Source organism: Microvirga terrestris, from assembly GCF_015694425.1.
GTDB lineage: Bacteria > Pseudomonadota > Alphaproteobacteria > Rhizobiales > Beijerinckiaceae > Microvirga > Microvirga terrestris.
Genome location: NZ_JADQDN010000002.1, coordinates 441,224 through 453,940, shown reverse-complemented (window position 1 = coordinate 453,940; position 12,717 = coordinate 441,224). Strand labels below are relative to the sequence as shown.

Here is a 12,717-nt window from a genome sequence, read left to right as displayed (position 1 = left end):
CTACCCGCCGGTCTCCTGATAAGTGAGACCCTATGACCGCTCTGACCCGTCCCCTTCACGTCGAAGGGCTGCAACCTCTCGCCGAGAATTACGATCTCATCCTCTGCGATGTTTGGGGCGTGCTGCACAACGGCGTCAAAGCCTATGAAGCCGCGAGCGATGCGCTCACGCGCTTCCGGGCCAAAGGCGGACGAGTGGTTCTCGTGTCGAACGCGCCGCGCCCCGGCGCGTCGGTGGGAACGCAGCTCGACGGGTTCCAGGTGCCCCGCTCGGCCTATGACGCCATCGTCACCTCGGGCGACCTGACTCAACTTGCCATCCGGGAGCGCCTCGACAGGGTGGTGCACCATATCGGCCCGCCGCGGGACATGCCGATCTATAGCGGTCTCGACGTGTGCTTCGGCTCCATCGCGGAGGCGGATTACGTGGTCTGCTCCGGCTTCGACAACGATGAGGAAGAGACGGTCGAGGATTACCGCCCGCAGCTCGAGGCCATGCGCCGGCGCAACCTGCTGATGATCTGCGCCAATCCCGATCTCGTCGTCGAGCGCGGTCACATGATCCTGCCCTGCGCGGGCACCATCGCGCTCGCCTATGAGGAGATGGGCGGCGAAGTCTTCTATGCGGGAAAGCCGCACCGGCCGGTCTACGAGCGAGCTCTTACTGTCGCGTCCGATCTCGCCGGCCATGCGATCCCGAAGAAGAGGGTGCTGGCTGTCGGCGACGCGATCCGAACCGACATAGCAGGTGCCGTGGGCTTCGGCATCGACGCCCTGATGATCGCTCGCGGCATTCATGCGGAGGAGCTTGGTCTCCACAAGGGCGATCTCGTCTCCGATCACGTGCAGGATTGGGTGGACCGGCAGCCGGTGAGGCCGACCGCGTTCACGGACGTGTTGTCCTGGTGAAACGAACTTCGGGCAGGGGTGCCCTTGACCCAAGAACCGGATTTCGACAGGGTCGCGCGGCACCGACCAGTCCCAGATGAGTTCCGAGGTTCTCCCCTGATGCCTACTTCCTTCGCGATCTGCCGCGATGGCGAGCCTGTGCCCGAGAGCCTCAAGGGAGCCCTGGCGGCTATCGGCAATTTCGACGGGGTGCATCGCGGGCACCGGCACCTTCTCGAAATGGCTCTGAACTCCGGACGGCCCGCCGCCGTCGTGACCTTCGAGCCGCATCCGCGCAGCTTCTTCCAGCCCGAAAAACCGCTCTTCCGTTTGACGCCCGAGCCCGTCAAGCTGGCGATCCTCGCGCGCCTCGGCCTTGCGGGTGTGTTCCAGAGGCGCTTCGACGGATCGCTCGCCGCGCTCACGGCAGCGGGCTTCGTGGATCTGCTGGTTCACGAATTGCAGCTGGCAGGCGTCGTGATTGGCCACGACTTCCATTTCGGCCGCGGGCGCGAGGGGAACCCGGAGCGCATGATGGAGCTGTGCCGGGAGCGGGGGCTCGACTGCCTAGTGGCGCCAGCCGTCGTCGAGGGCACGGAGCCGGTCTCCTCCAGCGCTATCCGGGCTGCTCTCGAGGCAGGCGACATCGTCACGGCCAACGGGCTTCTCGGCTACCGCTGGTTCGTCCGCGCCGAGGTGCGCCATGGCGACAAGCGCGGACGCGTCCTCGGTTATCCGACGGCCAATATGCGTCTGCCCGACGATTGCCGCCTGCGCCACGGCATCTATGCAGTGCGGGCCTCGATCGGCGGCAAGCCGGTCAATGGCGTCGCCAGCTTCGGCCGCCGCCCGACCTTCGACAACGGAGCACCGCTCCTCGAGGTCCATCTCTTCGATTTCGCCGGCGATCTTTATGGACAGGTCATGGATGTTGAGTTCATCGGCTGGATCCGCGGCGAGGAGCGGTTCGACGGCATCGAGGCGTTGATCGCCCAGATGGACCGGGACTCGGTCGAGGCGAAGCGGATGGTGGCCGAGGACAAGACAGTTTCGATGATCGCGTAATCTCGTCTGGTGTCATCCCGGATCGGCTGCGCCGTCGGGATGACACCCTTCACAGCACCGGCTTCATCGCCTGCGCGGCCATGGCATAGCCGCCCATGGCGCCGTCTACGAAATGGATGTGGTCGGCTCGGGTGGGCGAGGGAACGAAACAGGTCATAAGAGCCGCCTCCTGCCGGTGCAGGCCGTGGCGGGCAACGCCCTGCCGCTCTGCTTCGTGCAGAAGAGACTCAAGCCGGTCGGCCAGTCCTGGCGTGCAGTCGAGCGTCATCCGCAGGCCATCGTCGAACTTCCGGAAATCCGTGTTCTCGACCAGTTGGTGACGGTATCGGGTAGGATCGAAGCCGCCGAGAGAGCGGCCCGTTCGAAAAATCATGAAGGATGCGAGACGCCCGGCGGCGAGCCGCACCAGGGGCCACAGGTGAAGCCCGCCGGTCCTGACCGTCTTGGACTCGATCCCGAACCCTTGGAATGGCGATGCGAGCGGAGGTCCCTTGTCCGAGAGCGGGCGGCCGGCTTCCTGACCGTCCGCCAAGGCGAGCACCTTGTTGATGAGGGCGTTGAAAGCCTCCGGGTCTGCTTTTGGGGTAGGAAGGACGATCAGGGAAAGGATGACGCCGCGCTCCGGCGTGATCTCGTCGAACCGGCAGCTCAGGCCCGTCAGGTCGGGCAGGGTGCCCGATGGCGCCGGAGGAAGGCCGAAGGCGCCGTTCTTCATCTGCCGCTCGGCATAAGCCAGGCCGCCTCCCGCGAACATGGCGTAGGACACGTCCGGCGAGGCGGAAAACCGGGCGATGCGGACATCGTGGCCGTCAGCCCTGATCTCCGAGACCGGCACGAGGGCGATGCGCAGTTCGAAGCCGAAGGCATCCCGCACCCAGGCTGCGACAGCGCTCAGCGCATCCCGCGCGAGATCGGATTGCGAGGCGGGCAGGGCGAAGCTCGCGCCATCGCCACCGAAGGTGAAGGGGAATTCGCTGGTGCCGAGCTTGTTGGCCAAAGCCGCTATGACGGCGGCGGCGGCCGTGTTGACTTCCTTGTAGCGTCCCGCCTCGATCGCCGAGGTGGAGCGGACGATGTCGCTGAGGCCGAGCACCCAATCGTCCGGAACAGGCATGTAGCGCTTAGGGTCCGTCAGATCGGAGAAGTGATCGAAAACCGGCAGGCGGGCGTAGAAATCGGCGCCCGCCCTGATGTCCCTGTCCTGACGGCTCGGCTCCATGGCGGCGCCTTAGCCCGTGACCTCGCCTTCCGGCGCGCCGCGTCCCAGCTCGTCCGGCAGCGGATCGCCTTCGGCGACGAAGCGCATGGAAACCGAGTTCATGCAGTAGCGCTCGCCGGTGGGAGGCGGGCCATCGTTGAACACATGGCCGAGATGGCCTTCGCAGCGGGCGCAGCGGATCTCGGTGCGGACCATGCCGTAGCTGTTGTCGCGGATGAAGGCGATGTGGTCACGGTCGATGGGATCGAAGAAGCTCGGCCAGCCGGTGCCGGATTCGAACTTGGTGCCGGCATGGAAGAGGGGAAGCCCGCAAAGACGGCAGCAATAGGTGCCCTTCTCCTTGGCCTCGTTGAAGATGCCGCAGAAGGGGCGCTCGGTGCCGTGCTCCAGGATGACGCGGCGCTCCTCGTCGTCGAGGTTCTTCACCAGCGCGCGGAACTGCTCGGGATTCGGCGGGGAGAGGTCGAAGCCTGCACGGGAGCGCCGTTCGGCCGTGGTGGTCGAGTCTGCCATGGTTTAATCCTTCCTGCCGTCGTCTGTTGGATAGTGTAAGGCTGGTTTCCGCTCATAAATAGGGACCCGCTCCCGGAATCACCACGCTTTATTATCCGCCCCGGCGCTGCTAAAAGGCTCCCCATGCCCATGGTTTCTCAGGCCCTGCCGGCGGCCCGGATAGGCGCGGCGCGAATTATCGGCCCGGCTTTCGCATGACCTGCGAAGGTCCGGGATCCTAGCCGTTCGCCCTTCAAGAGAAGCCTGATGCGCCCGCCTTCTAACCGGGCCACACGAGACCTGATTGACCGTCATGACCGACAAGCTTGATCGCTCCACCCGCGACTATTCCGAAACCCTGTTCCTGCCCCAGACCGAGTTCCCCATGCGGGCCGGTCTGCCGCAGCGGGAGCCCTTGCTCCTGCAGCGCTGGAACGAGAAGAGGCTCTACGAGCGCCTGCGCGAGGTCCAGAAGGGCCGCCCGCGCTTCGTGCTCCATGACGGCCCTCCCTATGCCAACGGCAACATCCATATCGGCCACGCCCTCAACAAGATCCTGAAGGATCTCGTGGTCCGCTCGCAGGGCATGCTCGGCTTCGATTCCAACTACGTGCCCGGCTGGGACTGCCACGGCCTGCCGATCGAGTGGAAGATCGAGGAGGAGTATCGCGCCAAGGGCAAGAACAAGGACGATGTGGACATCGTCGAGTTCCGCCGCGAGTGCCGCGCTTTCGCCGAAAAGTGGATCGACGTGCAGCGCGAGGAGTTCAAGCGCCTCGGCGTCGAGGGCGACTGGACGAACCCGTACCAGACCATGAGCTTCGATGCGGAAGCGCAGATCGCCCGCGAGATCATCAAGTTCGCCGTCAGCGACCAGCTCTATCGCGGCTCGAAGCCGGTCATGTGGTCTTCCGTCGAGAAGACCGCGCTCGCCGAAGCCGAGGTCGAGTATCATGAGAAGACCTCCACGACGATCTGGGTGAAGTTCAAGATCACCAATACGCTCGATGGTGACCTCGACGGCGCGTCCGTGGTGATCTGGACGACGACTCCCTGGACGATCCCGGCCAACCGCGCCATCGCCTATGGCGAGAACATCGCTTACGGCCTCTACAGGGTCACGGAAGCCGCCGACGACAACTGGGCAAAGGTGGGCGACCGTCTCGTGATTGCCGACAAGCTCGCGGCCGACGTCTTCGCTGCGGCGCGCGTCGCTGCCTACGAGCGCGTCAAGGACGTGCTGCCGGTGATGCTCGAGCGCTGCGCGCATCCGTTCCGCGGACTCAATGGCGCGAACGGCTACTGGGATTTCGGCGTGCCTGTGCTGCCGGCCGATTACGTCACCGATGATGCCGGCACGGGCTTCGTGCACACGGCTCCCGGCCACGGCGCGGACGACTACAACACCTATGTAAAGCATCGCGACGTGTTCGCGGCCTGCGGCACGAAGGAGGTGCCGCATACGGTGTCGCCGGATTCGTCCTACTTTCCCGACGTGCCGTTCTTCGCGGGCGAGCGCATCTACGACGACAAGGGCAAAGATGCGGGTGCGAATGAAGCTGTCATCAAGAAGCTCGTCGAGGTCGGCGCGCTCATCGCGCGTGGGCGCCTGAAGCATCAATATCCCCATTCCTGGCGCTCGAAGGGGCCGCTGATCTTCCGTAACACGCCGCAATGGTTCATCTCGATGGACAAGCCGCTTGACGATAAGGGCGATACGCTCCGTCAGCGCGCGCTCCATGGCATCGAGACCGTCGAGTGGGTGCCGGAATCCGGCGAGAACCGCATCAACGGCATGATCGCCAACCGTCCCGACTGGGTAGTGTCCCGTCAGCGCGCCTGGGGCGTGCCGATTGCGGTCTTCGTGAAGAAGGGCAGCAACGAGATCCTCAAAGATGACCGCGTGAACAACGCCATCGCCGAAGCCTTCGAGAAGGAAGGCGCCGATGCATGGTATGCGGATGACGGGTCGCGTTTCCTCAAGCCCTTCGGCTACGATCTCGGCGAGTTCGACAAGATCAACGACATCCTCGATGTGTGGTTCGACTCCGGTTGCACCCATGCCTTCGCGCTGGAGAAGCGCGAGGACCTGAAGGTGACGCGCAAGGTCGATGGCGGGCCCGATCAGGTCATGTATCTCGAAGGCTCGGACCAGCATCGCGGCTGGTTCCACTCTTCGCTGCTCGAGAGCTGCGGCACGCGCGGCCGCGCGCCTTACGATATCGTCGTGACCCACGGCTTCACGCTCGACGAGCAGGGCCGCAAGATGTCGAAATCGCTCGGCAACACGGTCGCGCCCCAGACCATCATCAAGGATTACGGCGCCGACATCCTGCGCCTCTGGACCGCATCGGTGGATTACTGGGACGATCAGCGGATCGGCCCGGAGATCATCAAGACGACGGCCGAGACTTACCGCAAGCTGCGCAACACGATCCGCTGGATGCTGGGCTCGCTGGCGCATTTCCGCGAGGCCGACAAGGTCGCCTTCAAGGACATGCCGGAACTGGAGCGCTTCGTGCTTCATCGCCTGGTGGAGCTCGGCGGCGAGGTGCGCGAGGCTTACAGCAATTACGACTACAAGCGTGTCGTCGCCCTGTTGACCTCGTTCATGACCACGGACCTGTCGGCGTTCTATTTCGACATCCGCAAGGACGCGCTCTATTGCGACCCGATCTCGAGCCAGGTGCGCAAGAGCGCACTCACCGTCATCGATCAGACCTTCCGCTGCGTGGCCACCTGGATCGCCCCGATCCTCGCCTTCACGGCGGAAGAGGCTTGGCTTGAGCGTTATCCGGAGGCGGAGTCGGTGCATCTCGAGACCTTCCCCGACGTGCCGGCGGAATGGCGCGACGACGCGCTCGCCGAACGCTGGTCGAAGGTGCGCCGCGTCCGCCGCGTCGTCACAGGTGCGCTGGAGATCGAGCGTGCGCAGAAGCGTATCGGCGCGAGCCTCGAGGCTGCTCCCGTCGTGCACATTGCGGACGAGAGCCTGCTCAAGGCCGTGCAGGGCCTCGACCTCGCCGAGATCTGCATCACGTCCAACATCCAGGTGGCGCAGGGAGAAGGGCCTGCCGAGGCGTTCCGCCTCGAGGACGTGAAGGGCGTGGCCATCGTACCTGCCCTTGCTGAAGGCCGCAAATGCGCCCGCTCCTGGAAGGTTACGCCGGACGTTGGCACCGATCCGGATTATCCGGACGTGACGCCCCGTGACGCGGCGGCCCTCAGGGAATGGGACCAGCTCAAGGCAGCGGCGGAATGAGCAAGGCGAACGAGACCAGCGCGCCGCTCCCGGAAGCAGCGGCGACCTCTCAGGCCGGCCCGCAGCGCCCCGGTGCTGCGGCGCGTCCGCGCAGCCCGAGAAGTTCCGGCAAGAGAAGCACGGCTCGCAAAGGTCTCTCCACCGCCGCGATCCTCGGCTTCTCCGCGGCCGTGATCACGCTTGTCCTCGACCAGGCGACCAAGCTCTACACTCTGTTCGTCTTCGACCTGCCGGTGAAGGAGCCTGTGGAGTTCGCCCCGTTCATCAACCTGATCGTGGTCTGGAACAGGGGCATTTCCTATGGGCTGTTCCAGCAGAACTCCGAGCTCGGCCGCTGGGCCCTGATCGTGGTCTCGATCCTGGCTGCCATCGGCCTGTCCGTCTGGATCCGTCGCACCCAGGCCAAGCTCCTGGCAACGTCCCTCGGCCTGATCGTCGGCGGAGCCATCGGCAATGTCATTGATCGGCTGGCCTACGGGGCCGTGTTCGATTTCATCCAGTTCCACATTGGGTCGTGGTCCTGGTACGTGTTCAACGTGGCCGATGCCGCCATCGTTGCGGGGGTGGTCGGTTTGCTCTATGACTCCTTCGTGCTGGAAGGGCGTCGGGCAAAGAAATGATATTCTGCAGCGCCCGGCTGCCATATGTTCGCCAGAATGAGCGATCAGGCCTTCCGGCCACAATGAGAAACCAATGGTGGGTGCCATGAAGGGAATGAGAATCGTAGGGTGCGCGGGGGCTTTGGCGCTTCTGGTCGCCGCTACCGGCGCTTCGGCGCAGGAGGGCGAGGCCGTCAAGAGCCTGCTCGGCAGCATCGGCATCATTCCCAAGGAGAAGGACCCCATCGTTTACAACGAGCGTGCTCCTCTCGTGCTCCCGCCGAGCATGGATCTGCCCGCTCCCGCGCAGGGCGGCGGTGCCGAAGCGCGCAACGGCAACTGGCCCAAGGACCCCGATGTGGCAGCCCGCCGCAAGGCGGCCGCGGATGCCCGTACCCCTTGGACCAGCTCCGAGGCCTACAAGCTCAATGAGGGCCGCCGTCTCTCCATCGAAGAGATGCGCGCAGGCCGCAATCCCAACAACATCGCTACGGCGGCTCCCGCCCGCACGGGTGCGCAGGCCGACATGAGCCGTCTGACCCCGGACGAGCTGCGCTCCTACTCGAAATCGGACGATAACGTGAAACTTCAGGGTGACGGGCTGGAGCGCCGCTTTCTCAGCGATCCTCCTGCAGCGCTCCTCAAGGCCCAGGGCGGCGGCAGGCTCAAGGCCTCCGCCGATCCGGTGGTCAACGGCGACCCCGAAGGCCCTCAAGCCTTCATCCGCCAGCAGCAAGAGCGTAAGCGATAGCCATCCTCTCTTCTCTTTATTTTCAGGCGAACGGGTTCCCCCGCTTCGCCTGAAAACGTTATGGGGTCCTGAAAGGCCAAGTCTGGTTCCGCTCCCAGCGCGAACCGTCTCCCCACCGGAAAGTTTCGCGGCCTCGCTTGCGTACCCCCCTAATTTGACTATTCCCGTAGGTCTGATCCTGCGAAACGATTTGATGTCGCCAAGGTTGAAACGTCATGGACACTGCCTCTAAGCCCATTCTTCGCGCCGACGCCGCCTCTTTCGGGCGGACGGAAGGCAGTGGCCCTAACCTGTCCTCCTTCACCCTCGACAACGGCCTCGATGTGGTGGTCATCCCCGATCATCGCGTTCCCGTGGTCACGCATATGATCTGGTATCGCAACGGTTCGGCGGATGATCCGATCGGCCAGTCGGGCATTGCACATTTCCTCGAGCATCTGATGTTCAAGGGCACGCAAAAGCATCCGGCCGGCGAGTTCTCGAAAGTGGTCTCCGGTCTCGGCGGCCAGGAGAATGCCTTCACGTCCTTCGACTACACGGCCTATTTCCAGCGCGTCGCCCGCGAAAACCTCAAGACCATGATGGAGTTCGAGGCCGACCGCATGACGAACCTCCTCCTGGAGGAGTCCGTTATTGCTCCGGAGCGGGACGTGGTGCTGGAAGAGCGCCGCATGCGGGTCGAGACCGATCCCTCGGCGCAGCTGTCCGAGGCCATGGCCGCGTCGCTCTTCGTGCATCACCCTTACGGCATTCCGATCATCGGCTGGATGCACGAGATCGAAACGCTCAACCGCGATCACGCGCTCGACTATTACCGTCGCTTCTACACACCCGAGAACGGCATCCTCGTGGTTGCCGGCGATGTGGGCGAGGACGAAGTGCGGCATCTGGCCGACGCCACCTATGGCCGCGTCTCGCCGCAGGGCAAGCGGCCGGTTCGGTTGCGTCCGCGCGAGCCGGAGCCGGTGGCGGCCCGCCACATCACGGTGGCCGACCCGAAGGTCGAGCAGCCGACCATGCAGCGGCTCTACCTCGTGCCGTCCTGCCGCACCGCATCGCAGCGCGACTGCTATTCGCTCGAACTGCTCGCCGAGGTCATCGGCGGCGGTCCGACCTCCTATCTCTACCGCAAGCTCGTCATGGAGCGCGGCATCGCCGTGAATGCGGGCGCCTGGTACATGTCCTCCGCCATGGAGGACACCCGCTTCTGCGTCTATGCGGTCCCGTCCGAGGGCGTGTCGCTCCAGGCGCTGGAGGAGGCCGTCGATCAGGTGCTGAAGACTATTCCGTCCGAGGCGCTGGATGCGGATTCCATCGAGCGCGCTAAGACGCGCCTTGTGGCCGAGACGATCTATTCCACCGACAGCCAGTCCTCGCTTGCCCGCATCTACGGTTCGGCGCTCGCCATCGGCGAGACCATCGAGGAGGTGCGCCGCTGGCCGGTGGAGATCGAGACCGTCCTGAAGGACGACCTCGCCTCCGCGGCCGAGCGCTATCTCGTCCCCCGCCGGTCCGTGACGGGCTACCTGCAGAAGTCGGCTTCCTAAGCTGCCTGCCCCAGAATTTGAGGTCATAATGATAGCTTCTGTCGAAACCCTGTCTTCGTCTCCGACGCAAGTGAAGGCGCTTACCTCCCCGGGCGGCGTCGAGGTCTGGCATGTCGAGTCCGATGTGGTGCCGCTCATTGCCGTCTCGTTCATTTTCGAAGGCGGCTCGGCCCATGACCCGGCGGACAAGCCGGGCGTGGCGCAGATGCTCGCGCGCCTGCTCGACGAGGGTGCCGGCGAGTACGATTCCGACGCATTCCAGGAGCGCCTGGCTGCGCGCGCCATCGAGTTGTCCTTCAATGCCGGCAACGACGCGCTCGGCGGCTCCCTGAAGACCCTGGTCAAGCATGCCGACGAGGCTTTTGAGCTGCTGCGACTGGCGCTGGCTGAACCCCGCTTCGATCAGGATTCCATCGAGCGCGTGCGGGCCCAGACCATCGCAGGCTTGAAATATCAGCAGAACGATCCCGGCGTCATGGCGACGCGCTGTTTCTTCGAGGAAGGTTTTGCAGGCCACCCCTACGGGAGCCCAACCTCCGGCACCCCTGAGAGCGTTGCGGCGATCACGCGCGACGATCTCGTGGCGATGCATCGGGCGATCATCGCCCGCGGCCGCGTCAAGGTCGCGGTCGTGGGCGCTATCAGCTCCGATAACCTATCAGCGCTGCTCGACAAAGTGTTCGGCTCCCTGCCCGAAGCAAAGCCTCTTGGAATCATCGAGCCGGCGACGCTGCAGAAGATCGGCTCGCGCATCGTGGTCGATCTCGACGTGCCGCAATCGGTCATCCGCTTCGGCATGAACGGCATCGCCTGGCGCGATCCGGGCTTCATCCCGGCCTATGTGCTCAACCACATCCTCGGCGGCGGCGCCTTCACATCTCGCCTGTTCCAGGAAGTGCGCGAGAAGCGCGGCCTCGCCTACAGCGTCGGCACATCGCTAGTGAGCTACCGTTCCGCCGCCATGACCTGGGGCTATACGGCCACCAAGAACGAGCGTGTCGTCGAAGCTCTCGATGTCATCACCGATGAGATGGCGAAGCTGACGAGCGAAGGCCCCTCCGACGAGGAGTTGCAGAAGGCCAAGGACTATCTCATCGGTTCCTACGCTCTTGGCTTCGATACTTCGACCAAGATCGCCCACACCCTGGCGCAGATCGCCTTCGAGGATCTCGGCATCGACTATATCGCCCGCCGCAATGCCCTCGTCGGTGCGGTGACCCAGGCCGACATCCGCAAGGCGGCCGAGCGCATCTTCGGCGACGGGAAGATGTTGACGGTGATCGCAGGACGGCCGACGGGCGTGTGAGCCGGCCCGATAACCATGATGATATCCTGGTTATAGGCTGCGATTGCTGAGGATGGCGGTCCCTTGAACGGTGGGTTCTCTGCTTGGCCCTAGCCGTGCCCCCCTGTGTGCCCTAATCTTGCGCTCCAACTTGCAACGAGTCGGAGTACGCCTATGCCCCTGCAGCAATCGATCGAACTCGCCCTGGATGCCACTATCGGGGAGGGCGGTCTGACGCAGGCGGCGCTGGACGAGGCGCTCGCGCTGGTGGGCGAAGCTATGAAGCGGCTGGCGGAGGATGATTCCTCGGGACGACTGCCGCTGCTCCATATGCCCCGCACCACGGACGATCTGGCGAGCATCCGCGAGGCGGCGGCCTTCCTTCGCGACGATGCCACCGATGTGGTGTTCCTCGGCACGGGCGGATCGAGCCTCGGTGGTCAGACCCTGGCCCAGCTGAGGGATTACGCAGTGCCGGGCGCCGGGCGCTTCACCGAGAGCCCCCGGGTCCACTTCCTCGACAATCTTGATCCCATCACCTTCGACCGGGTGCTGCACAAGCTGCCGCTTTCCTCGACCAAGTTTGTGGCGATCTCGAAATCCGGCGGCACGGGCGAGACCCTGATGCAGACGATTGCCGTGCTCACGGCCCTGGATAAGGCCGGTCTGAGTGCCCACCCCAAGGATGTGTTCCTCGGCCTGTCCGAGCCGCGCAAGGAGGGCATCAGAAATGCGCTGCGCGATCTGCTGGAGCCCGAGGGCGTGCGTTTTCTCGAGCATCACACCGGCATCGGCGGCCGCTACTCGGTGCTCACCAATGTGGGCCTGCTGCCGGCAGCCGTGCTCGGCCTCGATATCGCGGCGATCCGCCAAGGGGCTGCTGATGCATATGAGCCGTTCCGCAACGGCGCTGCCGCCAAGGCCGCGCCGGCGGCGCTCGGTGCCGCCCTCAATGTGGCCATGGCCCGCGATGGCAAGGGCATCACCGTGGCCATGGGCTATGCGGATCGGCTCGAACGCTTCACCCGGTGGTGGGTGCAGCTCTGGGCCGAGAGCATCGGCAAGGATGGCCACGGCACCCAGCCGGTCGCCGCCATCGGCCCGGTGGACCAGCACAGCCAACTTCAGCTCTATCTCGCAGGCCCGAACGACAAGCTCTTCACGGTCATGACCACGGGTGTGGCGGGCAAGGGACCGCTCATGGACGAGAAGCTCGCCAAGCGGGCCGGCGAGCCTGGCTTCGGCGGCAAGCATATCGGCGATCTCGTGGCCGCGCAGGGGCGCGCCACCGCTGACACGCTGGCCAAGAACGGCCGCCCGACCCGCCAGATCCACATTGAGACGCTCGATGAGCGGGCCGTGGGCGAGCTCCTCATGCACTTCATGCTGGAGACCATCCTCGCCGGCTACGCGCTGGGTGTCGATCCGTTCGACCAGCCTGCTGTGGAAGAGGGCAAGATTCTGGCGAAGCAGTACCTGGCGCAGGGGTAATCAAAGTGCCGTCATCCCGGGCTCCGTTGCGCGGCCCCGGGACGATAGTGCTGGATTGATAAAGCGAACCCGGATCGCCTTAGGCCTCCGAGATGACGTTCCAAGTCAGCAGGGGAATA

General features: G+C 64.6%; 10 protein-coding genes. 8 read left to right on the top strand and 2 right to left on the bottom strand.

What is annotated here, in order from left to right; all coding sequences use genetic code 11:
• Positions 1–32: 32 nt before the first annotated feature.
• Positions 33–908 (top strand): TIGR01459 family HAD-type hydrolase, encoded by an 876-nt coding sequence (locus I2H36_RS06290; RefSeq protein ID WP_196263006.1) that lies wholly within the window; start codon positions 33–35, stop codon positions 906–908.
• A 99-nt stretch (positions 909–1,007) separates the two neighbouring features.
• Positions 1,008–1,952 carry a bifunctional riboflavin kinase/FAD synthetase gene (locus I2H36_RS06285; RefSeq protein WP_196263005.1) on the top strand — a complete coding sequence of 315 codons (945 nt, stop codon included), beginning with the start codon at positions 1,008–1,010 and terminating at the stop codon, positions 1,950–1,952.
• A 49-nt stretch (positions 1,953–2,001) separates the two neighbouring features.
• On the opposite strand, the gene I2H36_RS06280 is transcribed toward I2H36_RS06285, so the two are convergent.
• Positions 2,002–3,171, bottom strand: coding sequence for a DUF3095 domain-containing protein (locus tag I2H36_RS06280; protein ID WP_196263004.1), 1,170 nt, complete (start codon positions 3,169–3,171; stop codon positions 2,002–2,004).
• 9 nt (positions 3,172–3,180) lie between these two features.
• A complete protein-coding gene (gene msrB, locus I2H36_RS06275) occupies positions 3,181–3,684 on the bottom strand; it encodes a peptide-methionine (R)-S-oxide reductase MsrB (RefSeq protein WP_196263003.1) in 504 nt (167 codons plus the stop codon).
• Between the two features lie 292 nt (positions 3,685–3,976).
• On the opposite strand from msrB, the gene ileS reads away from it, so the two are divergent.
• From ileS to I2H36_RS06245, 6 genes are all read left to right on the top strand, one after another.
• Complete coding sequence (gene ileS, locus I2H36_RS06270) at positions 3,977–6,925, top strand: isoleucine--tRNA ligase (protein ID WP_196263169.1); 2,949 nt, start codon at positions 3,977–3,979, stop codon at positions 6,923–6,925.
• Positions 6,926–7,074: 149 nt separating this feature from the next.
• On the top strand, positions 7,075–7,545 hold the full coding sequence (gene lspA / locus I2H36_RS06265; protein WP_343234412.1) for a signal peptidase II: 471 nt from the start codon (positions 7,075–7,077) through the stop codon (positions 7,543–7,545).
• Positions 7,546–7,630: 85 nt separating this feature from the next.
• Positions 7,631–8,275 (top strand): hypothetical protein, encoded by a 645-nt coding sequence (locus tag I2H36_RS06260; protein WP_196263001.1) that lies wholly within the window; start codon positions 7,631–7,633, stop codon positions 8,273–8,275.
• Between the two features lie 215 nt (positions 8,276–8,490).
• On the top strand, positions 8,491–9,822 hold the full coding sequence (locus I2H36_RS06255) for a M16 family metallopeptidase (RefSeq protein WP_196263000.1): 1,332 nt from the start codon (positions 8,491–8,493) through the stop codon (positions 9,820–9,822).
• 28 nt (positions 9,823–9,850) lie between these two features.
• Positions 9,851–11,128, top strand: coding sequence for a M16 family metallopeptidase (locus tag I2H36_RS06250; RefSeq protein ID WP_196262999.1), 1,278 nt, complete (start codon positions 9,851–9,853; stop codon positions 11,126–11,128).
• 153 nt (positions 11,129–11,281) lie between these two features.
• Positions 11,282–12,598, top strand: a complete 1,317-nt coding sequence (locus I2H36_RS06245; protein WP_196262998.1) for a glucose-6-phosphate isomerase — start codon at positions 11,282–11,284, stop codon at positions 12,596–12,598.
• The last annotated feature ends 119 nt before the right edge of the window (positions 12,599–12,717 follow it).

Excerpts from the sequence above, each read along its gene's own strand:
- I2H36_RS06245 (WP_196262998.1), top strand. The coding sequence starts at position 11,282 with ATGCCCCTGCAGCAATCGATCGAACTCGCCCTGGATGCCACTATCGGG.
- I2H36_RS06280 (WP_196263004.1), bottom strand. The coding sequence starts at position 3,171 with ATGGAGCCGAGCCGTCAGGACAGGGACATCAGGGCGGGCGCCGATTTC.
- I2H36_RS06290 (WP_196263006.1), top strand. The coding sequence starts at position 33 with ATGACCGCTCTGACCCGTCCCCTTCACGTCGAAGGGCTGCAACCTCTC.
- I2H36_RS06260 (WP_196263001.1), top strand. The coding sequence starts at position 7,631 with ATGAAGGGAATGAGAATCGTAGGGTGCGCGGGGGCTTTGGCGCTTCTG.
- ileS (WP_196263169.1), top strand. The coding sequence starts at position 3,977 with ATGACCGACAAGCTTGATCGCTCCACCCGCGACTATTCCGAAACCCTG.
- I2H36_RS06255 (WP_196263000.1), top strand. The coding sequence starts at position 8,491 with ATGGACACTGCCTCTAAGCCCATTCTTCGCGCCGACGCCGCCTCTTTC.
- I2H36_RS06250 (WP_196262999.1), top strand. The coding sequence starts at position 9,851 with ATGATAGCTTCTGTCGAAACCCTGTCTTCGTCTCCGACGCAAGTGAAG.
- msrB (WP_196263003.1), bottom strand. The coding sequence starts at position 3,684 with ATGGCAGACTCGACCACCACGGCCGAACGGCGCTCCCGTGCAGGCTTC.
- I2H36_RS06285 (WP_196263005.1), top strand. The coding sequence starts at position 1,008 with ATGCCTACTTCCTTCGCGATCTGCCGCGATGGCGAGCCTGTGCCCGAG.